This is a genomic window from Micromonospora sp. NBC_00860 (genome assembly GCF_045207375.1).
Taxonomy (GTDB): Bacteria; Actinomycetota; Actinomycetes; order Mycobacteriales; family Micromonosporaceae; genus Micromonospora; species Micromonospora vinacea.
On sequence record NZ_CP108825.1, the window covers coordinates 5,750,213 to 5,773,991 of the forward strand.

Below are 23,779 nucleotides of genomic sequence, written 5' to 3' on the forward strand. Positions count from 1 at the left end.
GGGTCAGTCGCCACGACTCCCCACCATAGGCACTGCCCGCCGCGAGCGGGGGTCCCGACCGGTGATGACGGGGTCACCCAGCTCAACTTTGTGCCGTAAAGTAGTTTGCGTGGACCTCGACGATGATTCACCGCCTACCGACGCCGCGGCGGCACTCCGGTTGATCCAGGACCAACGGTCGGCGACGGCACGCCGGCTCGATCCCGATGCCCGCCTGCTCTACTGGCCGTGGGGTGTCGCCTGGCTGGTCGGCTTCGGGCTGTTCTTCCTGCGGTTCTCCCCCGGTGACCGGGCGCTGGTCCACCTGCCGAGCTGGCTGCCGCTGACCGTCCTCTTCGTACTGCTCGCGACCGCCGGAGCGATCCAGGCAGTGGTCAGCGTGCAGGCCTACGGCCAGGTGACCGGCGACTCCGCCCGGCGAGGGCAGTGGTACGGCTACGCCTGGGCCCTCGGTTCGGTGAGCGTCTACGCGGGGCTGGGCCGGATCTCCGAGCACCTGCCGCACGACCTGGCGGCGCTGCTCTGGTCGGCGACCGCCGTCGGGCTGACCGGCGCGCTGCACATGGCCGGCGGGGCGGTCTGGCTGGACCAGGACCTGTTCCGCCTCGGCGTCTGGATCAGCGTGATCAACCTGATCGGGGCGATCGCCGGGCCGGGCTGGCACCCGCTCGTCGTGGCGGTGGCCGGCGGCGGCGGAATGCTGGTGGCCGGCGCGCTCGCCAGGCGGCGACAGCGACAGCGACAGCAGCCGTGACCGAGCTGGATCCGGTCATCCACGCGCAGGCCCGGCTACGGGTGGTCGCCAGCCTCTCCGCTCTCAACGTCGGCGACAAGATCGCGTTCCCCCGCCTCCAGGAGCTGCTCGCGATGACCGCCGGCAACCTCTCGGTTCACCTGCGCAAACTCGAGGACGCCGGCTACGTGGAGATCAGCAAGACCCATCGTGGACGCACGCCGGCGACCCTGGTCGGGCTCAGCCGGCGAGGCCGGCTGGCGTTCGAGGAGTACACCGAAGCTATCCGCGCCCTGCTCGACCCCACCCCGTCGAAGGAGCAGCCATGACCCTCGCCCGCGCCGACCAGGCCAGCCGCCGGTACGGCGACGTCCTCGCCCTCGACCGTGTCGACCTGGAAGTCCGGGCCGGTGAGCTGGTCGGCCTGCTCGGGCCGAACGGCGCCGGCAAGAGCACTCTGATGAACCTGCTGGTGGGTCTGCGCCGCCCCAGCTCGGGGCGGGTGGAGCTGTTCGGTGGCGACCCCCGCGACCCGGCGAGCCGGCGGCAGATCGGGGTCACCCCACAGGAGACCGGTCTGCCCGGCACGCTGCGCGTCGGCGAGGTCGTCGACTTCGTCTCCGCGCACTATCCCGACCCGGTGCCCCGGGCGGAACTGCTCGACCGCTTCGGCCTCGCCGACCTGGCCCGACGGCAGACCGGAGGGCTCTCCGGCGGCCAACGCCGCCGGTTGGCGGTGGCGTTGGCGTTCGTCGGCCGGCCCCGGCTGGTGCTGCTCGACGAACCCACCACGGGCCTCGACGTGGCCGCCCGGCACACCCTGTGGGACGCGATCCGGGCATTCCACGACGACGGCGGCACCGTGCTGTTGAGCAGCCACTACCTGGAGGAGGTGGAGGCGCTCGCCCACCGGGTGGTGGTCATCGGGCAGGGCCGGGTGCTGGCCGACGACACGGTGGACGCGGTGCGCGGCATCGTGGGCGTACGCCGGGTCAGCCTGGTCGCCGACGACCTGCCCGACCTGCCCGGGGTGGTCCGCAGCGAACGGATCGACGGTCGGCTGCACCTGCTCACCACCGACGCCGACGAGCTGGTCCGAGCGCTGGTCACGGCCCGAACCCCGTTCACCGACCTGGAGGTACGGCCGACCTCGCTGGAGGAGGCGTTCCTCGCCATCACCAGCGGCGACGTCACCAGCGGAAACGTCACCAGCGGAAACGTCACCAGCGGCGACGAGCCCGCCGGCACCGGCCAACCCACCACTGCCGCTGCCGGCGGCCGACCCACCACCGTCTGAGGAGGCGACAGTGCAGCTCGCCCTGGTCCACGCCCGCTACCAACTCCTGGAGATCATCCGGATTCCGGTGGCCGTCTTCGGCAGCGCCTTCTTCCCAGCTGCCGCCATGATCTTCTTCGTGGTGCCGTTCGCCGGTGACGATGCGGTCGGTGCCACCTACGCCACCGCGTCGATGGTCACCTTCTCGGTGATGAGCGCCAACATCTTCCAGTACGGCGTCGGTGTCGCCGAGGACCGCGACCAGCCCTGGAACCCGTACACCCGGACCCTGCCGGCCGGACCCGCGCCGCGGTTCGCCGGCCGGGTGCTGGCCGGCCTGGCGCTGACCTACCTCTCGCTGATCCCCGTCGCGGTGATCGGCGCGACGCTGACCGCGGCCCAGCTCACCCCGGCGGCGTTCCTGCTGGCTCTCGGCACGGTGGCCGTCATCTCGGTGCCGTTCACGCTGATGGGCCTCGCCATCGGCTACTCGCTGCCGAGCAAGGCGGCGATCGTGGTGGCGCAGGTGCTCTTCCTGCCGCTCGCGTTCGGCGGCGGCCTGCTCTCCGCGCCGGGCGACGCGCCCGGGTTCATCGAGACGATCGCGCCGTACCTGCCCACCAGGGGCGCGGCCGAACTGATGTGGGCGGCGGTGGGCGACTACGACGTGGAGCCGCTGGCACTGATCATGCTCGGTGTCTGGGTGGTGCTGCTCGCCGCGCTCGCCGGCTGGGCGTACCGGCGGGACGAGGGTCGCCGGTTCAGCTGACGATTCGTCCGTTTCCGCCCCGGACCGCGGCGGGACGGTGCCAGGATTCCGGCAGGGGGCCGTCGTGGCCGCCCGGGCCGAGAGGGGTCTTGACGTGAGCACCGTCCCGCCGGGTACGCCCTGCTGGGCCGACCTGGCCACCCCGGACCTGACCGACGCGCGGCGTTTCTACCCGGAGCTGTTCGGGTGGACCGGCCAGGTCACCCCGGAGCCCGAGGCGGGCGGCTACACGGTCTTCCTGCTCGACGGCAAGCCGGTGGCCGGCGCCGGCCCGCCCGCGATCCCCGACCAGGTCCCGATCTGGTCGACGTACCTCGCCACCGACGACGCCGAGCTGGTCGCCGGCCGGGTCGAACGGGCCGGCGGGCAGGTCGTCGTACCCCCGTTCGAGGTCTTCGACAAGGGCTGGATGGCGGTCTTCGCCGACCCGGCCGGCGCCACGTTCAGCGTCTGGCAGCCGCTGGCCATGACCGGTGCCGAGGTGTTCAACGTGCCGGGCGCGATGAGCTGGAACGAGCTGGTCACCCCCGACCCCGAGGGCGCGAAGGTCTTCTACGAGCTGGTGTTCGGCTGGCAGCCCGACGACCAGGCGGTGGGCGCCATGACGTACACCGGGTGGCGGCTCGGGACGCAGATCGTCGCCGGGATGATGCCGCCGCTGGCCGACGACTTCCCGGGCGACCTGCCCGCGTACTGGACGGTGTACTTCGCGGTGGCCGACGCGGACGCCGCCGCGGCCCGCGCCGCCGAGCTGGGTGGAACGATCCTGGTCCCGCCCCGTGACATCCCGGCGGGCCGCTTCGCCGCCCTCCGCGATCCCCAGGGCGCCCTCTTCTCCGTCATCGACCTGGGCCCCTGACCCTGGGAGAGCGTGCTCAGGGGCGGGTGGGGCGGACGGGGACCACCAGCGGGCCGTGGGCGCCGGGGACCACCCGGACGCTGGCCCGGTAGTGGGTGGCGAGCAGCTCCTCGGTCAGCACCTCGGGCGGAGTTCCGGCGGCCACCACCTGACCGGCGGCGAGCATCACCATCCGGTCGGCGTACTCGCCGGCCAGGGAGAGGTCGTGCATCGTGGCCAGGACGGTCAGGCCGTGCTCGCGGCGCAGCTGGTCGACGACTTCGAGCACGTCCTGCTGGTGGCCGATGTCGAGCGCGCTGGTCGGCTCGTCGAGCAGCAGCAGCGTCGCGCCCTGGGCGAGCGCGCGGGCGAGGAACACCCGCTGCCGTTCACCGCCGGAGAGGGTGGCCAGTTCGCGACGGTGGAAGCCGGCGAGGTCCAACTGCCCCAGCACCTCGTGCACGGCGTCGACGTCGGCGGTCGACTCCCGGCCCAGGGTCGGGATGTACGGGGTGCGGCCGAGCAGCACGTAGTCCAGCACCGACATGCCGGGGGGCACCACCGGGGACTGTGCCACCGTGGCCACTATCCGGGCGCGGTCCCGACGGCGCAGCGCAGCACTCGGCGTACCGAAGAGAGTGATCGCCTTCGGCGCGGGCAGCAGGCCGCCGACGGCGCGCAACAGTGTGGATTTGCCGGCGCCGTTCGGGCCGATCACGGTGACCCACTCGCCGACGGCGACGGTGAGGTCGACGCCGGTCAGGATCGGCGTGCCACCGAGGGCGACATGCAGCCCGCGCACCTCGACGGCCGGCGCACCGGCGGCGGGTTCGCGGCTGGCGGATTCGTGGCTCACGTGAGCACTCGCCGTGCGGTCCGCAGCACGAGGACGAAGAACGGGCCACCGAGCAGGGCAGTCACCACTCCGATCGGCAGCTCGGACGGAGCGGCGACGGTGCGGGCCACCACGTCGGTCAGCGCCAGGAACGCGCCGCCGAAGAGCAGTGACATCGGCAGGATCACCCGGTAGCTGGACCCGGCGAGCAGTCGGACGGTGTGCGGCACGATGATGCCGACGAAGCCGATCAGGCCGGTCGCGGAGACCGCCGCCGCGGTGCCCAGGGAGGCGGCGGCGATCAGCAGGTAGCGGGTGCGCTGCGGGTGCAGGCCGAGGCTTCTCGCCTCGTCGTCGCCGACCGCGAGGACGTCCAGCTCGCGGCGGTGCAGCAGCACCACCACTGTGGTCAGCGCGGCGTACGGCAGTACCAGCAGCACGTCGTGCCAACCGGCGGTGGCCAGCCGGCCGAGCAGCCAGGAGTAGACCGGTTGGATGCTGTCGGCGTGTCGTTGCAGGAGGTACGTCTGCCCGGCGGAGAGGAACGCGGAGACCGCCACCCCGGCCAGGATCAGCATCGCCGGCGCCCCGCGTCGTCCACCGGCCGCGCCCAGCACGTAGGTCATCGTGACGGCGAGGAGGGAACCGGCGAACGCGGCCAGGGGAATGGTCATCGGCAGCCCGGAGAGCGTGCCCTGCTGGCCGGCGCCGCCGAGGGCGATCGCCGCGGTGACAGCGAGGCCGGCGCCGGCGGCCACCCCGAGCAGGTACGGGTCGGCCAGCGGATTGCGGAACACACCCTGGTAGCAACCACCGGCGAGAGCGAGCAGACCGCCGACGAGCAGGCCCAGCACCACCCGGGGCAGGCGCAGCTCGGTGACGATCGCGATCTCGCGCTCGGTCAGCCCGCTGTCGAGGTGCACCCCGGGAAAGAGGTTGAGCAGTTCGGCGGCGACGCTGCCCGGGGGCAGGCTCACCGGGCCGAGCGACACCCCGACGACGAGCGCGACGAGTACCGCGAACACCCCCGCGAGCAGCCACCGCTTGCGCAACCCGGCAGGCCGGGCCGCAGACAGCAACCCGGTCACCGACGGACGACTGTCACGCGGGCACCTTGGCGACCGCGTCGATGATGACCCGGAGCAGGTCCACGACCCGCGGGCCCCAGCGGGAGGCGACGTCGTCGTCCAGGGCGACGACCTGGTTGTTCTTCACTGCGGTGAGGCCGGCCCAGCCACTGCGCGCCTTGACCGTGTCGGCGCTCTGCTGGCAGCACTTGGCGTCGGCCAGGAAGACGAAGTCCGGGTCGGCCTTGACGATGAACTCCTGGGACAGCTGCGGGTAGCCGAAGTTCTTGCCGTCCGCGTCGGCGGGGTCGGCGATGTTGGTCAGGCCGGCCTGGCTGTAGAGCGAGCCGATGAAGGTCTTGCTGGTGGCGCTGTACAGCTCCGGGCCCAGCTCGTGGAAGTAGGTGAGCTTCTCGGTGCGCTGCGGCAGGTCCTTGACCAGCTTGGCGATGTCGTCCTTCATCCGGGTGGTGACGTCGGTGGCCTGGTCGGCGTGCCCGGTCAGCGTGCCCAGCTCGGTGATCTGCCGGTACGAGTCGTCGAGCGTGGTCGCCGCCGGGGTCTGGTACACCGGGATCTTCAGCTTGCCGAGCTGCTCGACGATCTTGTTGCGGTCGTCGGAGAGCACCACGAGGTCAGGGTTCTTACCGGCGATCGCCTCGGCGTTGGGCTGGAAGGCGGAGAGGTCGGTCTTGGGCACGTCGGCCGGGTAGTTCGACTGGTCGTCGACGGCGGTGACCTGCGGGCCGGCGCCGATCGCGAAGAGCATCTCGGTGGCGGTTGGCGACAACACGACGATCTTCTCGGGGCGCTTGTCAAGGGTGAGCGCGCCGACCGTGACCGGGTACGCGGCGGCCGCGGTGCCGGCGCTCGGCTGGTCGTCGGTCTTCTCGGCGCAGGCGCCGAGGGCGAGCGCGGTGACCGCGAGGGTCGCCGCGAAGAGCCGAGGGGTACGTCTGAACATGGGGGCCTCCTGTCGGTCGAGGAGTGTGGTGCTTCGCCGACAGGGACTTTCGTACGCCCGCCCACGAGGCGCCCTTCCTCGAGAGCGCGTATCGCGACCGATCCGTAGGCGACCTGGCTCGTCCCCACCGACCGGTGGGGCATCACAGTTGCGGGACAGCGCCGGGTTTCGCACCGGCTTCGCTGCGGACTGGTCGCTAAGACGGTAGCGCACCGCCAGGACGTGCCGGATCGATCAAGGGTCGATCGGCGCTGGACGATCGAGCGGACCGCCGCACAGTCAGGATATGTCCCGTATCTGGAGGCTCGGGAACGGGTGGTGGGGCCCCGCCGGGGCGGGACGGGGCCCCACCCGATCAGGAGGACGTGATGGTGACGTTGTCCACAGCCGCCTCGACCAGGCTGGCTCCGGACGCGTCCGCCGCCTCGACGAGCACGCGGACCGACTGGCCGGCGTACGGGGTCAGGTTGAGGTTGGCGAGCGCCCAGCTCCCGTTACGGTTGCTGGCCGCGCCGGACTGGGTGAGCAGCGCTGTGGTGCCACCGTTGTGCACCACGCTCACCCGCAGGTAATCCGCCGACGAGGCGTTCGAGCCGTGTGCCAGGTACCAGGCGAGCGAGAGGGTCAGCGTGCCGGACGACGGCAGGGTCACCGCCGGGGACCGGGCGCTGGTCACGCCGCCGTCGACGTCGTAGTCACCGGCCGCCGAGCCGGCCAGCCGACCGGTGACCAGGTCGTTGGACCCGGCGTACGGGGTGAGCTGCTTGGCTCCGGAGGACGTGGTCGCCTGGGCGGCGCCCCGCTCGAACGCGCCGACCGTGGCGGTGTCGGTGCCGCCCGGGTTGACGGTCCAGCCGGTGGCGGTCTCGAAGGTGTCCGACCAGACAGTGGTGCCACCACCGCCGCCGCAGTACTGCGCCTGCTTGCCGATCGCCCGGTACGGACAGTCGGCGTACTCGCTGAGCAGCAGCACCGCCTCCCGGTTGCGCGAGGTCTGCGCCGGGATGACCTCGTCGGGCGGGTAGAAGCCGCCGCCGCCGGACGAGCCCGGGTACATCTCGAAGGTGTACGCCCAGATGTTGTGGGTGGCCCACATCCAGTCGATGCTGTCCCCGTCGGTGATGTAGAGGTCGCTTGACTGTTGCGGGGTGTAGTTGTTGGTGGCCGCCATCTGCTGTCCGATGGTGGCGAAGGTGTTGTACTGGTCCGCGTTCATCCCGGTCGCGGTGTTCGCCGTGGTGTAGCCGTACGGCCAGAGCACCAACTGCGAGTACGTGTGGAAGTCGATGTTGGCCTTGATCTGCTGCACACCGCCGACCACCCGGCCGTTGACGAAGTTGCGCAGCGCCTGCGTCTCGGGCGCGGAGAACGCCGACGGCCCCCGGTAGGTCTCCGACGAGGTGGTGCCGGACGAGCCGCCGCAGCATCCCCAGTTGTAGGACCAGTTGCGGTTCAGGTCGGTGCCGACGTTGGACGAGCCGCTGTTGGGCTGCCGGTTCTTGCGCCAGGACCGGTACGAGCCGGTGGCGATGTCGTACTCGCTGCCGTCCGGGTTGACCGTCGGCACGATCCAGATCTCCCGGCCGTTGACGATGTTGGTGATCCGGGAGTCGCTGCCGTAGCTGTCGGTGAAGAGGTTGAGCAGGTAGATCGCCATCTCGACGGTCAGGTGCTCACGTGCGTGCTGCTGGGAGTTGAACAGGATCTCCGGCTCGTTCTCGTCGGTGCCGACGTTGTCGGAGATCTTCACCGCCATCAGGTCGCGGCCCTCGTACGACGAACCGATGCTGATCTTGCGGGCGATCGCCGGATGGTCGGCGACGACCTGGTTCACGACGGCTGTCAGTTCCGCGTAGTCGTGGTAGTTGGAGTCGGCCGGCGGGAAGGCCAGTGCGCCGAAGTCGCCGGCGCCGCGCTCGGCGTTGGGCGGCGGGGCGAGCGGTTCCAGCCGGAAGCCGAGCTTGCCGATCGCGGCGGCCTCGTCCGCGGTGGCCGAGATGTGCAGCACGCCGTGTTCGGAGTAGTCGATGGCGGCTCCGGTGCGGGCCACCGCGTTGCGGTCGGCGAGGGTCCGGGGCCCGAGCACCCGGTAGCCGGCGGCGGCGGCCGGCTCGGCGGTGCGGTCCGGTGCCGGTCGGGCGGCGACCGGACCGGCGGCGACTGTGACGATGCCCAGCCCGGTGACGACAGCGAGCACCAGGACACGGCGGAGGGGGATGGGCGTGCGGAGGGCCATTGACTACCTCCTCGATGGGCGGGAGATCCCGCTCGGTGAAGGACACTTCACCACCTGTCACATGGTCATATCAATATTGATCGCTGCGTTGTCCATCCCAAGCGGACCATCACGGCGGCAATGATTTTCCACCTATCAACATCTGGCGAAACTTCCCTCCAAGCGGAAAACTGACCAGCGACGATGCCCCCTCGACACCGCGGAGCACCCATGGCCAGATCCCGCCTGCGCGCGGCCGCCCTCGCCGGCGTCACCACGCTCACCCTGCTCACCAGCGCCGCGCCCGCGCTGGCGGCCCACCCGCCCGCACCCGCCCACGACGAGCAGATCACCTACCAGGACTGGTCCGGGCCCGCCGACTGGCACCGGGGCAGCCGGGCCGGCACCCGCGTCGTGCCCGGCGCCCGAGCGGGCGTCACCCTGGCCCGCCCGGCCGGCACCACCGAGTACGCAGACCCGCACACCGGCGTCACCCGCACCTGGGAGTACGGCACCTGGACCTCGCCGGTGACCCGGATCGGGTTCGACGCCACCGAACTGATCGCCTCCTGGAACGCGGAGACCCCCGCCGGCACCTGGATCCAGGTGGAGATGCAGGGCAACTACACCAGCGGCGACCAGACCCCGTGGTACGTCCTGGGTCGCTGGGCGTCCGGCGACAACGACATCAAGCGGACCAGCGTCAACCGGCAGGGCGACCCCTTCTCGACGATCTGGACCGACACCTTCAGCATCGACGACGCCACCGTCGGGGTGCTGCTGCGGTCGTACCAGCTCAAGCTGACCCTCTACCGGGCACCCGGGCAGACCGCCGCCCCGGTGGTCCGGATGCTGGGCGCGATGAGCTCCACGGTGCTGGACCGGTTCACTGTGCCGCCGAGCGCCGGGCACATCGCCTGGGGTGTCGAGCTACCGGTACCGCGCTACTCGCAGAACGTGCACTCCGGGCACTACCCCGAGTACGACGGCGGCGGAGAGGCCTGGTGCTCACCCACCTCGACCGAGATGGTGGTCGAGTACTGGGGTCGTAAGCCGTCGGCCGCCGACACCTCCTGGGTGGACCCGACCTACCCCGACCCGACCGTCAACCACGCGGCGCGGATGACCTACGACTACGCGTACGACGGCGCGGGCAACTGGCCGTTCAACACCGCGTACGCGGCCAGCTTCCCCGGGCTGGAGGGCCGGGTGACCCGACTGCACTCGCTGGACGAGCTGGAGCGTTTCATCGCCGCCGGCATCCCCGTGGTGACCAGTCAGTCCTTCCTCGCCAGTGAGCTGGACGGGGCGAACTACGGCACCTCCGGGCACCTCTTCGTGGTGGTCGGCTTCACCGCCGACGGCGACGTGATCGTCAACGACCCCGCGTCGTCCAGCAACGACGTGGTACGCAACGTCTACAAGCGGGCGCAGTTCGAGCAGATCTGGCTGCGGACCAAGCGCACCAACGCCAGCGGCGGCGTCTCCGGCGGCTCCGGCGGCATCGCGTACCTGATCAAGCCCACCACAAAGCCCTGGCCCAAGGTCCCCGGCTCCACCAACTGGTAGCCCCGGTGCCCGCCTGAGCACATGTTGATCAAGAGGTTTGCGTCACCGGATGCCGTCCTGGTGACGCAAACCTCTTGATCAACGCGGGGAGTCTGGGGTTTGGGGGTCGGGGGTTTGGGTGGGGTGGTCTTCGCCGGCCAGGGCGGAGCGGAGGCGTTCCTTTTCCGTGCGGCGGCGCTCGGCTGCTTCGGCGATCTCGCCGGCCATCTCGTCCCGCCACCCGCGCAGCAGAAAGAAGGAGAGCGCGGCGGAGAACACCAACGCCAGCATCAGCTTCAGGAACACGTTCATGTCGATCAGCCAGAGGCCGGCCAGCACGGCGATGAACAGCCCGATCCGGCCCAGCGTGTACTTGAGCGCGGCGCTCACCCGCACCACTCCGTTCTCTCCGTCGCCCGCCACTGCCGGCGGAAGGGTCGAGCCGCCCGGCGGGCGGTCGTGGTCAGCCGGTCCGGCGGGCCAGCCAGCGGACGCCCGGGAACCAGAGGGCCGCGTACGCCACTGTGAACGCCCCCGCCGCCAACGCGCCGGAGAGCAGCGGCGGCAACCCCGCGCCCAGACCGGCGATCAGCAGCCCCGCGAACACCCCGACGGCAGCGGCGACCACCGCCGCCACCACCCGGGCGGCGCCGAACTCCCAGGCGCGGAAGTCGTCCCAGAACAGCCAGGCCGGCAGGATCACCGCCAGCCAACCGTTCGTGTGCCCGAAGTCGCCGGCGCCGATCGACGCGAACGCCCAGTCGAACAGCACCAGCGCGAGCACGCCGATGACCAGGCCGGCCAGGCACACCCCGAGCAGATCGCCCAGGGTACGGATGCGCCCTTCGGCGTCCCGGCGGGGAAACCCGCCCTGCTGCTCAGGTCCTCGTTGCTCGGTCATCGACTGCGAGGGTACGTGGCGGCTCAGGCCCAGACCTGCTGCGGCTCGGCGCGCCGCTCGGCCAGCGACGGTGCCTTGTCGTACTCCCGGACCACGTTGTAGCGGGTGTCCCGCTCGACCGGCTGGAAGCCGGCGTCCCAGATCAGGTGCAGCAGGTCGTCGCGGTGCATGGTGTTCGGGGTGCCGTACGAGTCGGCGTCGTGGGTGATCTTGTATTCGACGACGGAGCCGTCCAGGTCGTCCACGCCGAAGTTCAGCGAGAGCTGGGCCACCGACAGCCCGTGCATCACCCAGAAGTTCTTCAGGTGCGGAACGTTGTCGAAGAGCAGCCGGGAGACCGCGAACGTCTTCAGCGACTCGGCCGGGGAGGCCATCGTGGTGCGCGCCTGGATCCGGTTACGGATCTTGCCGTCCGCCGAGTCGACGAAGTCGTGCTGGTAGCGCAGCGGGATGAAGACCGCGAAGCCGCCGGTCTCGTCCTGCAACTCACGCAGGCGCAGCACGTGGTCGACGCGGTGCCGGGGCTCCTCGATGTGGCCGTACAGCATCGTCGCCGGGGTCTTCATGCCCTTGCTGTGCGCCAGGGCGTGGATGCGCGACCAGTCTTCCCAGTGGCAGGCGTGGTCGACGATGTGCTGCCGGACCTCCCAGTCGAAGATCTCCGCGCCGCCACCGGTCAGCGACTCCAGGCCGGCGTCCATCAGCTCGTCGAGGATCTCGTCGGCGCTCAGGCCGCTGATCTTCTCGAACCACTGCACCTCGGTCGCCGTGAAGCACTTGAGCTTGACGTTCGGCAGCGCCGCCTTCAGCTCACGCAGCACCTTCGGGTAGTAACGCCAGGGCAGCGTGGGGTGCAGGCCGTTGACGATGTGCAACTCGGTGAGCTGCTCGTCCTCCATCTCCTTGGCCTTGCGGACCGCCTCGTCGATGCGCATCGTGTACGCGTCCTTCTCGCCCGGCTTGCGCTGGAACGAGCAGTACGCGCAGGACGCCGAGCAGACGTTTGTCAGGTTGAGGTGCCGGTTGACGTTGAACATCACCCGCTCGCCGTTCAACTCGGTGCGCTTGTGGTGCGCCAGCCGCCCCAGCCAGGTCAGGTCGTCGCTCTCGTAGAGGGCGACACCGTCCTCGCGGGTCAGCCGCTCACCGGCGTACACCTTCGCTTCGAGCTCACGCTTGAGTCCGGCGTCCATGGCACGTCCCTTCCACCTGCGGTCCGGATCGAGCGTACGTCGCGCTGCCGACCGGTCCGGCGGCACGGTCGCCGGCAGCGACCCACTTCACCAGACTCTCAGCCTCCCGTAACCCGGCAACGCATCGACAAGGGTGGCGAGGTGCGGTAGTAACAAGGTGGGGCGGAACACACACACTGGTACCGTCCCGACGGTCGCGCCCACCGAGCGCGACGAGAGGCAGTCGGACGGGGAGCGGCATGGTCTACAGCGGGCGCGGGCGACGGCAGCGACGACGGAGCCCGGTGATCTCGCCGGTCCTGCGTCCGAAGCTCTGGGCCGCCCTGCTCGGCGCGATCGCCGCGGCCGTACTGGCCACTCCCGCGTACGCGGAGCCCGGCGTGCCGACCACAGTGCCGGACACCGGCTCACGCCCGGCGGTCACCGGCTCACTCCAACTGCCCGGCGGCGCACCGGTCGCCGGTGTGCCCGCCCCGCCGGTGGTCAACATCGGTAACGGCCCACTGGCCACCGCGATCTCCGCCGGCGAGGCCCAGGTCGGCGCGCTCGGCGAGGCGTTGCTGCTGACCCGGCAGAAACGCGTCGACGCGCAGGCGCAGCTCGACGCGGCCGGCAAGGCGCTGGCAACCGCACAGGACGCCCTGCTCCGGGCCCAGCAGACCGCCGACACCGCCGCCGCCGAGGCCGTCAAGGAAGCCGCCGCGCTGCCGCCGGGCGACCTCGCCCAGGACATCCGCGGGCTGAGCCGCCTCCAGGCGATCACCCGTGGCGAGAAGGTCGACGGCGGCACCACCGGAGTGGCCGGGGAGCTGTCCCGGGCGCGCGCCGGTGAGCAGGCCGCGTACCAGAAGCACAGCGAGGCCAAGGCCCTGCTCGCCACCGCCGAGGTGGAGTTCACCACCGGTGAGACGGCGCTGCGCACCGCCGAGGCGAGCCTGCTCAAGCTGCGCCGGGACAACGCCGCCGCGCTGATCGAGATCGAACGCCAGCAGGAAGCCGCCGAGCAGCAGATCGGCGCCGGCTACGTCTCCAACCAGAACATCAGCGGCATGGCCGCGCACCCCCGGGCACTGGCCGCGGTCCGCTACGCGCTCGCCCAGCTCGGCGACCCGTACAAGTGGTCCGAGGAGGGGCCGGACCAGTTCGACTGCTCCGGCCTGATGTGGGCGGCGTACCGGTCCCCCGGCGCCGACTACTTCGACCTGCCCCGGGTCTCCCGTGACCAGTACCGCGCCACCCGTGGCCGCACCGTTCCGCAGAGCGCACTGCTCCCCGGCGACCTTCTCTTCTTCGCCTCGGGCAGCAGCTGGACGACGATCCACCACGTCGGCATGTACATCGGCAACGGCAAGATGGTGCAGGCGCCCACGACGGGCGACGTCGTCAAGATCTCGGTCGTCCGCTGGACCCGGCTGTACGCCGCGACCCGGGTGATCGGCGCGGTGCCGGCACCGGTCGTGACCAATCCGACCCCGCCCGTCTCGACCCCGAAGCCGCCTCCCACACCGTCGCCGTCACCGACGAAGACCACCAAGCCGACGCCCACCCCGTCGCCCACGAAGCCCACGCCGACGCCCACGAAGCCCACCACACCGACGCCCACGCCGACGCTGACGACCAGCCCGACGCCCACGCCGACCGCCAGCAGCACGCCGAAGCCGGCGAACACCCCGAGCAACACTCCGACGACCCTGCCCCCGGCTCCGACCACGGCCCCGACCAGCGCGTCTCCGACGACCACGCCGAAGGTCAGCACGAGCGCGACGGGCACTAGCAGCGCGACGGGCAGCCCCAGCACCGCGGGCTGATCCGCCACGACCGCCTCCGGCTGTCCGCTCGGGAAGATCTGTGGCACCGTGACAACCAGGCACATCCGACTCGACGTCACGGGTCCGGGTGCGAGCATGGCGCGGAGGGCGGAAATGGCCGAGCAGAGAGATCCGGCGGAGACTGTCGACCCCGTGGTCGACCAGGCCGGCCCACCAGGGCCGGAGACCGTCGACCCGGTGGCCGCCAACGCCACCAGCCCGGCAGGCAGTGACGCCAGCTCGACTGACAGCAGCCCCGCCGCCAGCGACGCCAGCCCGGCCGCCAGCAGCCCGGTCGACGGCGGACCGGCACCGGTCCTCGCGGACGCCTCGACCGACGCCGCTGACGACGAATCGACCGGCGACGACGTACCCGCCGGTGTCGACGGCGCTTCCGGCGGCGCGGACGCTGCCGGGGCCGACGCTTCCGGTGGCGCGGATGCCGCCGCGGACGTTTCCGGTGGCGCGGACGTTTCCGGGACCGACGCCGGGGAGTCGGCAGCGGTCGACGCGCGCCCGGATCAGGACGCCGCACCGGTACGCGCACGCGCCAGCGTGGTGACCGCCGGGGCCCTCCGCAGTGACCTGCCGGCCAACGCTCCGGTCACCGCGACCACCTACCGTGCGACCGGCTCGGCCAGCCCCGCCGAGGTGTCGTTGCCGGGGCAGCGGAACGCCTCCCCCGCGCCGGCCCGGGCCAGCGCCACGGTTCCGAGCAGCAGCCGGGGCGCGGCCGGCGCCCTGGGCACCCCGGACCGTCGCGAGAGCGCGCCCGCCGTCTACCGAGCCGCGCCGGTGGGTGCCGAGCCGGCCCAGCCTCCGACGCCGTCGACTCCGGAGCCGGAGCCCTCGCCACCGGGTCCCGGGCCGACCCAGCCGCCGCCCCCGGAACCGGAGCCCGCGCCGGCCCCGGGGCCGTACCCGCCCGCGCCGACGCCGACGCCGAGCCCTCGGCCCACGCCGCCGCCCGGTCCGGTTCCGCCGGTTCCGGGACCGCCCACCCCGCCGCCCTCGCCGGTGCCGCCCATCCCCGGCCCGCCGTCGCCGCCCGTCCCCAGCCCGCCGCTGCCGCCACCCGGTCCGCCGGTGCCGGCACCACCGGCCCCTCCCGGCCCGATGCCGGCACCGCCGTTTCCGCCGCCGCCGGCCATGAACGACACGCCCGGCGTACGGGCCAGCGCGCCGGTTTCCGCGCCGCCGGCCGGGTGGCCGTCCATCCCCGCGGCGACCCGCCCGACGTCCGGTGGGGGATGGACCGGCACGGCTCCCTCCGCGCCGCCGGTGGTGCCCGCGCCCGCGCTGCCGAACTGGCCACCGTCCACCGCCGGGGCGCCTTCGTCGACCCGGAACAGCACCGGAAACTCCCGGATGACGGCGCCGCCGAGCAGCCCGTCGGCGGGTTCCCCCGGCCGCGACGCGGCCGGGGCCCGTGGTGGGCGGCACGACGGCGGCACCGATCTGGCCGGCACCGTCTACGGCAACGGCGAGGGGGCTGGCTTCACCACGATCGCGATACCCGCCAACGCGGTGGAGACTTCCGGCTCGTTGACCGGGCACATCCTGGCCCAGGGCTGGTCGGACACGCCGGCCGAGCGGTCCAGCAACGCCCGGGTGATGATCGTCCTGGCCGCCGCTCTGGGGCTGCTGGTGGCGATCAGTGTGGTGGTCGTTCTGCTGGCCGGCGACGCCCTGGACGGTCTGGTGGGCAGCGTGCTCAACGGGTGAGCCAGCGAGTGGCAACGATGGTGAGTCCGCCCACTACCGTCGGTCAACCGGCTGGCGGGTTCGTCAGACCGCCGTACACTGGCTGAGATCACTGACCCGGCGCGCGTGGTGTGCGCCCCTGGGCGATCTTGCGGGCGATCCGGCGGTACAGCCGCGGCAGGCCATCGCGAAGATGCGCCCCGCTCGAAAGGTTTTTGTTGACCACCTCTGCTGACCCCAGCACCGTTACGTCCGTTTTCAACTCAGTCCCGGCGGCCGACACCGCCCGGGAGCAGCTCGACGTCGCCGCGAGCGAGGCCGGCACCGCGCCGGCAGCGACCGCGCAGGCCGAGCCGACCGAGACCACCGAGCCGATGAGCTTCGCCGCTCTCGGCCTGCCCGAGCCGCTGGTCCGCGCACTGGCGCAGCAGGGCATCACCAGCCCGTTCGAGATCCAGCGGGCCACCGTTCCGGACGCGCTCGCCGGCCGCGACGTGCTGGGCCGTGGGCAGACCGGTTCGGGTAAGACGCTCGCCTTCGGTCTGCCGATGATCGCCCGGCTGGCCAACCGCAACCGGGCTCGGCCGATGCGTCCGCGCGCCCTGGTCCTGGTGCCCACCCGCGAGCTGGCCATGCAGGTCAACGACGCTCTGGTGCCGCTGGGCAAGTCCGTCGGCATCTTCCTCAAGACCGCCGTCGGTGGCGTTCCCTACGACCGTCAGATCGACGCGCTGCGCCGCGGCGTGGAGATCATCGTGGCCACTCCTGGCCGCCTCGGCGACCTCATCGAGCGGGGCATCTGCCAGCTCGACGACGTCGAGGTCACGGTGCTCGACGAGGCCGACCAGATGGCCGACATGGGCTTCCTGCCCGAGGTGACGGAGTTGCTGGCGAAGACGCCCGCGAACGGTCAGCGGCTGCTCTTCTCGGCCACCCTGGACGGTGACGTCGACGCGTTGGTCAAGCGGTTCATGACCGACCCGGTCACCCACTCCACCGCGCCGTCCACCGCCTCGGTGTCCACCATGGACCACCACATGCTGTTGATCCCGCCGCACGAGAAGTTCCCGGTGGCGGCCTCGATCGCCGCTCGGGATGGCCGGACCATGGTCTTCGCCCGTACCCAGCTCGGGGTGGACCGGCTGGTCGAGCAGCTCGCGGCCGTCGGCGTACGCGCCGGTGGGCTGCACGGCGGTAAGACCCAGCGGATGCGCACCAAGACGCTCGCCGAGTTCCGTGAGGGCCGGATGAACGTGCTGGTCGCCACGGACGTGGCGGCCCGGGGCATCCACGTCGACGGGGTCACCCTGGTGCTGCACGTCGACCCGCCGAAGGACCCCAAGGACTACCTGCACCGCGCGGGGCGTACCGCCCGGGCCGGCGAGTCGGGCGCGGTTGCCACGTTGGTGCTGCCCAAGCAGCGCCGCACCACCCTGGCGATGATGGAGAAGGCCGGCGTCGCGCCGGCCGAGACCCGGGTCCGGGTCGGAGACGCGGCGTTGGCCGAGCTGGTCGGCGCCCGCGAGCCCAGTGGCGTCCCGGTCCGCGTCGAGGCGGAGCCCCGGGGCTACGGCGACCGCTCCGGCGGCCCGCGCCGGTACGACGACCGCTCCGGCGGCCCGCGTCGGTTCGGCGACCGCTCCGGCGGCGAGCGTCGCTACGGCGACCGCCCACAGGGCGACCGGCGCTTCGGCGACCGCCCGCAGGGTGAGCGCGGCGGCTACGGCGACCGCCCACAGGGCGACCGGCGCTTCGGCGACCGGCCCGCCGGCGAGCGTCGCTACGGCGACCGGCCACAGGGCGAGCGCGGCGGCTACGGCGACCGCCCGCAGGGCGAGCGCGGCGGCTACGTCGACCGGCCGCAAGGCGAGCGCCGCTACGGCGACCGCCCGCAAGGTGAGCGCGGCGGCTACAGCGACCGCCCACAGGGCGACCGGCGCTTCGGCGACCGGCCCGCCGGCGAGCGCCGCTACGGCGACCGCCCGCAAGGCGAGCGCGGCGGCTACGGCGACCGCCCACAGGGCGAGCGTCGGTTCGGTGACCGGCCGCAGTTCGGTGACCGGGACGGTCGGGGCGACCGGCCGACCGGCGAGCGGCGCTTCGGTGACCGGCCGCAGGGCGAGCGGCGCTTCGGCGACCGGGACGCTCGGGGTGGGTTCCGCCCGGAGAGCCGGGTCCGGGACGACCGGCCCCGCGACGACCGGCCGCGTGACGACCGCCCGCGTGACGATCGACGCGGTTTCGGCGGGCGACCGGCGGCACGTACCCACTGATTGATCCACCGAACGCCGTCGTGAAGCCCAGGCTTCGCGGCGGCGTTCGCGCATGCCCTGCCGATGCCGAGCAGGTCGCGTAACGTCCGGCCCATGCCGACCATGCCGAAGTCAATCTTCTGGTCCCGGACGGACACCGCCGGCAGCGAGCAGGTTCTGCTCGACGACGGCCACGGGTTGGCGGCCCGTGGCACTCTGCTCGCCGTGGACCCGATCCCGTGGACCGCCCGCTACCAGCTGACCACCACGCCGGACTGGGCCACCACCCGGGTCGAGGTCGAGGCCGAAGGGCCCGGCTGGCTGCGCCGGGTGACGCTGGAGCGGGCCGCGGGGCGCTGGCGGGTGACCACCGCCGAGCAGGGCGACCTGGACAAGGCTCTGGTCGCGGCCGGTCATCCCCGGGCCGGCCTGCCCGGCACCGACGACCCGGACCGGCTGGCCGACGCGCTCGACGTCGACCTGAGCGGCTCACCGCTGTTCAACACCCTGCCGGTCCACCGGCTCCGGATGGCGGCCGAGCCGGCCGATGTGGCACACCGGATCACCGTCGCCTGGGTGCTGCTGCCCGGCCTGGAGGTGGTGCCGGCCGAGCAGATCTACACCGGGCTCGGGCCGGGTCGGGTGCGCTTCGCCAGCGGCACCTTCACTGCTGACATCGACCTGGACGACAGCGGCTACGTGGTGCGCTACCCGGGGCTGGCCGAACGGATCGACCCGCGCTGAGCGATGCCCGGCCCCACTGGGCGGTTCAGGCGGGCCAGGCTCCGCTGGCCAGGAAGCGGTCGATGGTGGCCAGGTGCGGGGTCAGGTCGAGGCCCTGGGCGGCCACCCAGTCGTCGGCGTAGTAGGTGTCGGCGTACCGGTCGCCCGGGTCGCAGATCAGGGTGACCACCGAGCCGGTCCGACGCTCGGCGAGCATCGCGGCGATCAGGCCGAACGCGCCCCACAGGTTGGTGCCGGTGGACCCGCCCACCCGGCGGCCGAGCAGCGCCGACCCGGCGCGCATGGCGGCCAGTGACGCCGCGTCCGGCACCTGCACCATCCGGTCCACCACCGAGGGTAGGAACGACGCCTCCACGGTGGGCCGGCCGATCCCTTCGATGCGGGAGCCCTTCCCGGTCCGTACCGACCAGTCGGCGGCCAGCCAGGCCGGGTAGAACGCCGAGTTCTCCGGGTCGACGACGCAGAGCTTGGTGGCGAGCCGGCGGTACCGGGCGTACCGGCCGATGGTCGCGCTCGTGCCCCCGGTGCCGGCGCCCACCACGACCCAGGCGGGGATCGGGTGCCGCTCCAGCTCCAACTGCGCGTAGATCGACTCGGCGATGTTGTTGTTGCCCCGCCAGTCGGTCGCCCGCTCGGCGTAGGTGAACTGGTCCATGAAGTGCCCGCCGGAGTCCTCGGCGAGCCAGCGGGCCTCGACCACCACGCTCGCCGGGTCGTCCACCAGGTGGCACCGGCCGCCCTGGAACTCGATCTGCGTGATCTTCTCGGGCGAGGTGGAGGCGGGCATCACGGCGATGAACGGCAGGCCCAGCATGCGGGCGAAGTACGCCTCGGAGACCGCCGTCGAACCCGACGACGCCTCGACGATAGTGGTGCGCGGCCCGATCCAGCCGTTGCAGAGCCCGTAGAGGAACAGCGAGCGGGCCAACCGGTGCTTCAGCGAGCCGGTGGGGTGTGACGACTCGTCCTTCAGGTACAGGTCGATCCCCCATTCCCGGGGCAGCGGGAACGGCAGCAGGTGGGTGTCGGCGGACCGGTTCGCGTCCGCCTCGACGGCGGCGATCGCCTCGGTCACCCAGGTCCGGCTGGCTTCGTCGCACCGGTCGAGATGAGTCACGCTCGGAAACCTAGCAAGCCGGCCAGCGGTGGTCAGCGCCGGTCCGGCGGCGTTGACCTGCGGCGTTGGCGGCGCTGACCGGCCCGGCCGGCGGCCCGGACCAGCGGGGTCAGTGCGACGGCCAACCTGGGCAGCGCATCCAACAGGCGCACCTGCGCTCCCCGCCAGCGGGGCAGGCTGACCACCGGACGTGGCCGGCGGGCCAGCCGGACCGCCCGGGCCGCCACCCGCTGCGCGGTCAGCATCGACCCGGTGAACGAGGCCACCGCCCCCGGGTCGTCCAGCCGGTCGTGCAGCATCGGGGTCCAGATGCCGTCCGGGCAGAGACAGGAGACGTGCACCCGCCGGTAGCCGGCCATCCGCAGGTCGGACAGGGTGCCGAGGCTGAACGCCAGCAGGGCGTGCTTGCTGGCCGCGTACACCGTCTCACCGGGCGCGGCGACCAGCCCGGCCAGCGAGACGACGTTGAGCACGTGGCCGTGGCCCTGCCCACGCATCACGGTCAGCGCGGCGAGGGTGCCGTTCATGGCACCGAGGGCGTTCACGTCGAGCACCCGACGGCGCGTCGGGGCGTCGTGCTCCCAGGACGCCCCGGTGACCAGGATGCCGGCGTTGTTGACCCAGAGGGCGAGGTCGCCCCGGCTCGCGGCGGTCGCGGCGATGGCGGCGCAGGCGTCCTCATCCCGGACGTCCAGGGCGGCCGACCAGCCGCCGAGCGTCGCCGCGGCGGTCCGCACCGCCGCCGGGTCGAGGTCGGTGAGCAGCACCGACCAGCCGTCGGCGTGCAACGCGGTGGCGATGGCGTGACCCAGGCCGCCGGCAGCGCCGGTCACCACGGCCACGGGACGCGCCGGCGGGGTCATCGGCGCACGCTACCGCCGGCCGCCCGGGTGACACCAGGGGTACGCGGCGGTCAGGCGGCGGGCGGGCCGACCGGCTGGGGGCGGTTCTCCCACTTGGTGGAGAGCGCGATGGCGGTACGGGTGGAGGCGACCCCGGGCGTCCGGTTCAACCGCACGATCAGCTGCTCCAGCTCGGCGATCGTGCCGACCCGCGCCTTGAGCAGGAACGACTCCACGCCGGCCATGAAGTAGCAGGACTCGATCTCGGGGAGCACCCGCAGCGATTCGAGCATGTCGTCGGTGTCGGCGCCGGAGTCCTCGACGATGCCGATCAGCGCTGTGACTCCCAGCCCGATCGACTCCGGGGCCACGTCCGCGCGGTAGCCCCGGACCACGCCGCTGCTCTCCAGCTTTCCGACCCGCTCGTGCACGGCCGGGGCCGAGAGGCCCACCTGTCGGGCCAGCTCGGCGTACGAGAGTCGGGCGTTGCCGCGCAGCAGGTCGACGAGGTTCAGGTCGATGGCATCCACAGAGAGTGACCCTAACCGCTGACGCGTAACGTGCGGCCTTCGGCACCCGTTGGACTGAGCGGTGAGTCACTGTTCATAAACCGCCGGTCAGGGCCGAGGTAGCACCAGTAACATTACTAACTCCCCACTCAGTGCATTTTTCGCGTTTGGGCGGACAGGCCATGTCCCTGGTGCTGTAATTGCCATACGTCCCTCATGACGGCTCTGGGCTACGCACCAGCCGGGGGCAGTGTGTTCAGCCGGGGGCTTCGTCGACGCGAGGAGGGGGCTGTGGACACTGGAGATCGCCTGCTGACACCGGGTGAGGTCGCCGCGCTGTTTCGGGTAGACCCGAAAACTGTGACGAGATGGGCGGCGGCCGGCCGGATAGGAAGCATCCGGACTCCAGGCGGGCATCGCCGGTTTCGGGAATCCGAGGTGCGAGCCCTGCTTGAGGGGGAGGGCATGCTGGACGAGGTGGATGAGGTCGGAAAGCCACGCAATGTGGGGCCGGCCGCATCCACGGGGCCGGGTCCGGCCAACGCCGGCATGTACTGAACTGGTGCGGACAACGCCACGCGGACCGGACAGCAGTCCGGTCCGCGTCCCGCCTCGGCCAACCGCCGGGCGGCTACACCGCTCGTGCTGAGCGGCACGACGGTGCCCAGCATGAGCGGACGACTCAGCCTCGGGCTGCGCCGAGCTGGCCGGACCACCGCCGGAACAGGGTGTGCGGGACGCCGAGCGCGTCCAGCACCTTGCCGGCCACGAAGTCGACCAGTTGCTGTGCGGTGGCCGCCGCGCCGGCGCCGTAGAAGCCGGGGCTGGCCGGCAGCACCACCGCGCCGGCGTCGTGCAGCGCGATGAGGTGCTCCAGGTGGCTGCGGGTCACCGGGGTCTCCCGGGGGACCAGCACCACGGGACGGCGTTCCTTGAGGTTGACCTCGGCGGCGCGCTGCAACAGGTCCTTGGAGAGCCCGATCGCGATGCCCGCGCAGGCTGCCGTGCTGGCCGGGACCACTGCCATCCCGCGTACCCGGTAGGAGCCGCTGCTCGGCCCGGCGGCCAGGTCACCGGCCGGCCAGTGCCGCACATCGACGGTGGCCAGGTCCCGGTCGAGCCAGGCGGCGAGGTCCTCGGCCCAGTGCCCGTCACGGAAGGGTCGGCCGGTCTCGTCGAGCACGGTGAGCCGTGCCGCCCGGGACACGATCAGATCCACCGGCTCGCCCGCGTCGAGCAGTCCGCCGATGACGGCCGCCGCGTACGGCGTACCGGAGGCACCGGAGACCCCGACCACCCATGGTTCCCGCATGCCCCCAGCCTGCCTGGTCCGGCTGGTCCGCTGGTGGGCACCCCCGGGGTTGGTCCGGTCCGACATGTCGGGCGGGGCACCTGCACATCCCAACGACCTGAGATGCTGCGCTGGGCGATTCGCACCGGAACCATCTCGCAGAGGAGGCATCGGTGACGACCGGTGAAATGCTCCGGGCGCTGCGCGCCGAATGTCCGATCCCGTCCCGGCTCCCACCCCACGCCGATCGCGTGCAGGCCTGGCTGCTCGGTGTGCTGCCCGAGCTCGGCCTTCCGCTGGACGACGCCGCGCTGCACCGCCTGTCCCGGGGAGCCTTCGCCCGGTACGCCGGGCGGCTCTACCCGGCGGCGACCGAAGCCGACCTGCGGGTGCTGACCGCGCTGTTCACCTGGTTCTTCCTTGTCGACGACGCCTGCGACGGGCCGAATCGGTTGACCCCGGAGCAGATCCGGGCGCTGCGCAACGGCACGCTGGCGCTGCTGCACGACGGCACCCGGGTGCGGCAGACCGGGCTGACCGGCCCGCTGCGGCGACTGCTGGTGCTGGCCTGGCGGGAGCCGCGCCGCCGGATGCCGGCCCGGTGGCGGCAGCGCTTCGCCGACGCGGTGGCCCGGCACCTCGACGGCACCTGGCAGGAGGCGGTCAACAAGGAGACCGGCCGCCGTCCCAACATCGACGAGTACGTCGAGCTGCGTCGGTCGACCTCGGCGGCGGAGGTGTCGTACCCGCTGGTGGAGTTCGTCAGCGGTCGACCGTTGCCGGACCCGGTCTACCACCACCCGCTGCTGCGTCAGATCGCCCGCACCGGCAACGACCTGCTCTCCTGGTACAACGACCTGGCCTCGCTGGAACGGGACCGGACGACCGCCGGCGGGCACAACCTGGTCCTCGCCGTCCAGGCCGAACTGGCAGTACCGGAGGCGGAGGCGGTCGAGCGGGCGGCCGAGCGCTGGCGGGAGGCGATGCGACGCTTCGTCGCGCTGCGAGCTGCGGTGCCGTCGTTCGGCCCGGCGTTGGACGAGGCGGTCGCCGACCATCTCGACGGGATCGCGTACGCCGTGCGCGGGACCATCGACTGGACCTTCGAAAGCGCCCGCTACCCCGTCAGCACCACCCCGCCGGCCTCAGGGCCGTAGGCCCAGCCTGACCGGC

General features: G+C 72.2%; 23 protein-coding genes. 12 read left to right on the forward strand and 11 right to left on the reverse strand.

Annotated features, from left to right (window positions below; all coding sequences use genetic code 11):
- Window positions 1-109: 109 nt before the first annotated feature.
- The 5 genes from OH804_RS26440 (at window position 110) to OH804_RS26460 (ending at window position 3,637) form a co-directional block, all read left to right on the forward strand.
- Window positions 110-754: a transporter gene (locus OH804_RS26440; RefSeq protein ID WP_406060199.1), complete on the forward strand. Its 645-nt coding sequence runs from the start codon at window positions 110-112 to the stop codon at window positions 752-754.
- Complete coding sequence (locus tag OH804_RS26445) at window positions 751-1,062, forward strand: transcriptional regulator (protein ID WP_366605853.1); 312 nt, start codon at window positions 751-753, stop codon at window positions 1,060-1,062. The genes OH804_RS26440 and OH804_RS26445 overlap by 4 nt, the downstream gene beginning before the upstream one ends.
- Window positions 1,059-2,030, forward strand: coding sequence for an ABC transporter ATP-binding protein (locus OH804_RS26450; RefSeq protein WP_406060202.1), 972 nt, complete (start codon window positions 1,059-1,061; stop codon window positions 2,028-2,030). Before OH804_RS26445 ends, OH804_RS26450 begins: the two co-directional genes overlap by 4 nt.
- Before the next feature lie 10 nt (window positions 2,031-2,040).
- On the forward strand, window positions 2,041-2,778 hold the full coding sequence (locus tag OH804_RS26455; protein ID WP_196920636.1) for an ABC transporter permease: 738 nt from the start codon (window positions 2,041-2,043) through the stop codon (window positions 2,776-2,778).
- A 94-nt stretch (window positions 2,779-2,872) separates the two neighbouring features.
- On the forward strand, window positions 2,873-3,637 hold the full coding sequence (locus OH804_RS26460) for a VOC family protein (protein WP_406060204.1): 765 nt from the start codon (window positions 2,873-2,875) through the stop codon (window positions 3,635-3,637).
- Between the two features lie 16 nt (window positions 3,638-3,653).
- Here OH804_RS26460 and OH804_RS26465 read toward each other — a convergent pair whose 3' ends face one another.
- From OH804_RS26465 to OH804_RS26480, 4 genes are all read right to left on the reverse strand, one after another.
- Complete coding sequence (locus OH804_RS26465) at window positions 3,654-4,472, reverse strand: ABC transporter ATP-binding protein (RefSeq protein ID WP_406060206.1); 819 nt, start codon at window positions 4,470-4,472, stop codon at window positions 3,654-3,656.
- Window positions 4,469-5,539 carry a FecCD family ABC transporter permease gene (locus tag OH804_RS26470; RefSeq protein WP_406060208.1) on the reverse strand — a complete coding sequence of 357 codons (1,071 nt, stop codon included), beginning with the start codon at window positions 5,537-5,539 and terminating at the stop codon, window positions 4,469-4,471. Before OH804_RS26470 ends, OH804_RS26465 begins: the two co-directional genes overlap by 4 nt.
- Window positions 5,540-5,552: 13 nt before the next feature.
- Window positions 5,553-6,482, reverse strand: coding sequence for an ABC transporter substrate-binding protein (locus OH804_RS26475; RefSeq protein ID WP_406060210.1), 930 nt, complete (start codon window positions 6,480-6,482; stop codon window positions 5,553-5,555).
- Window positions 6,483-6,837: 355 nt separating this feature from the next.
- Window positions 6,838-8,718 (reverse strand): M14 family metallopeptidase, encoded by a 1,881-nt coding sequence (locus tag OH804_RS26480; protein WP_406060212.1) that lies wholly within the window; start codon window positions 8,716-8,718, stop codon window positions 6,838-6,840.
- Window positions 8,719-8,928: 210 nt separating this feature from the next.
- Here OH804_RS26480 and OH804_RS26485 point away from each other — a divergent pair, with 210 nt between their 5' ends.
- Window positions 8,929-10,266, forward strand: a complete 1,338-nt coding sequence (locus OH804_RS26485; RefSeq protein ID WP_406060214.1) for a C39 family peptidase — start codon at window positions 8,929-8,931, stop codon at window positions 10,264-10,266.
- A 78-nt stretch (window positions 10,267-10,344) separates the two neighbouring features.
- On the opposite strand, the gene OH804_RS26490 is transcribed toward OH804_RS26485, so the two are convergent.
- The 3 genes from OH804_RS26490 to mqnE form a co-directional block, all read right to left on the reverse strand.
- Window positions 10,345-10,635 carry a DUF4229 domain-containing protein gene (locus OH804_RS26490; protein WP_196920629.1) on the reverse strand — a complete coding sequence of 97 codons (291 nt, stop codon included), beginning with the start codon at window positions 10,633-10,635 and terminating at the stop codon, window positions 10,345-10,347.
- A gap of 73 nt (window positions 10,636-10,708) precedes the next feature.
- Window positions 10,709-11,146 carry a hypothetical protein gene (locus OH804_RS26495; RefSeq protein ID WP_366630363.1) on the reverse strand — a complete coding sequence of 146 codons (438 nt, stop codon included), beginning with the start codon at window positions 11,144-11,146 and terminating at the stop codon, window positions 10,709-10,711.
- A gap of 23 nt (window positions 11,147-11,169) precedes the next feature.
- Window positions 11,170-12,339 carry an aminofutalosine synthase MqnE gene (gene mqnE / locus OH804_RS26500; protein WP_091395685.1) on the reverse strand — a complete coding sequence of 390 codons (1,170 nt, stop codon included), beginning with the start codon at window positions 12,337-12,339 and terminating at the stop codon, window positions 11,170-11,172.
- A 239-nt stretch (window positions 12,340-12,578) separates the two neighbouring features.
- Between mqnE and OH804_RS26505 the strand changes: the two genes are divergently transcribed.
- The 4 genes from OH804_RS26505 to OH804_RS26520 all read left to right on the forward strand — a co-directional run bounded on the left by OH804_RS26505 (window position 12,579) and on the right by OH804_RS26520 (window position 18,847).
- Window positions 12,579-14,147 (forward strand): NlpC/P60 family protein, encoded by a 1,569-nt coding sequence (locus tag OH804_RS26505; RefSeq protein ID WP_406060217.1) that lies wholly within the window; start codon window positions 12,579-12,581, stop codon window positions 14,145-14,147.
- Window positions 14,148-14,261: 114 nt separating this feature from the next.
- A complete protein-coding gene (locus OH804_RS26510) occupies window positions 14,262-15,872 on the forward strand; it encodes a hypothetical protein (RefSeq protein WP_406060219.1) in 1,611 nt (536 codons plus the stop codon).
- 197 nt (window positions 15,873-16,069) lie between these two features.
- A complete protein-coding gene (locus OH804_RS26515; protein ID WP_406060221.1) occupies window positions 16,070-18,124 on the forward strand; it encodes a DEAD/DEAH box helicase in 2,055 nt (684 codons plus the stop codon).
- A 102-nt stretch (window positions 18,125-18,226) separates the two neighbouring features.
- Window positions 18,227-18,847 carry a putative glycolipid-binding domain-containing protein gene (locus tag OH804_RS26520; protein WP_196924734.1) on the forward strand — a complete coding sequence of 207 codons (621 nt, stop codon included), beginning with the start codon at window positions 18,227-18,229 and terminating at the stop codon, window positions 18,845-18,847.
- 25 nt (window positions 18,848-18,872) lie between these two features.
- Here the strand turns inward: OH804_RS26520 and OH804_RS26525 are convergent, their stop codons facing one another.
- Genes OH804_RS26525 through OH804_RS26535 form a run of 3 tightly spaced genes read right to left on the reverse strand, consistent with a single transcriptional unit; the run spans window position 18,873 to window position 21,336 of the window.
- On the reverse strand, window positions 18,873-19,964 hold the full coding sequence (locus OH804_RS26525) for a PLP-dependent cysteine synthase family protein (protein WP_406060223.1): 1,092 nt from the start codon (window positions 19,962-19,964) through the stop codon (window positions 18,873-18,875).
- Window positions 19,965-19,996: 32 nt separating this feature from the next.
- Window positions 19,997-20,827: an SDR family NAD(P)-dependent oxidoreductase gene (locus OH804_RS26530; protein ID WP_406060225.1), complete on the reverse strand. Its 831-nt coding sequence runs from the start codon at window positions 20,825-20,827 to the stop codon at window positions 19,997-19,999.
- 50 nt (window positions 20,828-20,877) lie between these two features.
- Complete coding sequence (locus tag OH804_RS26535) at window positions 20,878-21,336, reverse strand: Lrp/AsnC family transcriptional regulator (protein ID WP_196920624.1); 459 nt, start codon at window positions 21,334-21,336, stop codon at window positions 20,878-20,880.
- A gap of 270 nt (window positions 21,337-21,606) precedes the next feature.
- On the opposite strand from OH804_RS26535, the gene OH804_RS26540 reads away from it, so the two are divergent.
- The gene (locus tag OH804_RS26540; protein ID WP_007454516.1) at window positions 21,607-21,873 is read left to right on the forward strand and encodes a BldC family transcriptional regulator; all 267 of its coding nucleotides are present in this window, start codon (window positions 21,607-21,609) and stop codon (window positions 21,871-21,873) included.
- Between the two features lie 124 nt (window positions 21,874-21,997).
- On the opposite strand, the gene OH804_RS26545 is transcribed toward OH804_RS26540, so the two are convergent.
- Window positions 21,998-22,627, reverse strand: coding sequence for a UbiX family flavin prenyltransferase (locus tag OH804_RS26545; protein WP_406060228.1), 630 nt, complete (start codon window positions 22,625-22,627; stop codon window positions 21,998-22,000).
- Between the two features lie 152 nt (window positions 22,628-22,779).
- Between OH804_RS26545 and OH804_RS26550 the strand changes: the two genes are divergently transcribed.
- Entirely contained in the window at window positions 22,780-23,763 is a 984-nt protein-coding gene (locus OH804_RS26550) for a terpene synthase (protein WP_406060230.1), read from the forward strand.
- Window positions 23,764-23,779: the final 16 nt, after the last annotated feature.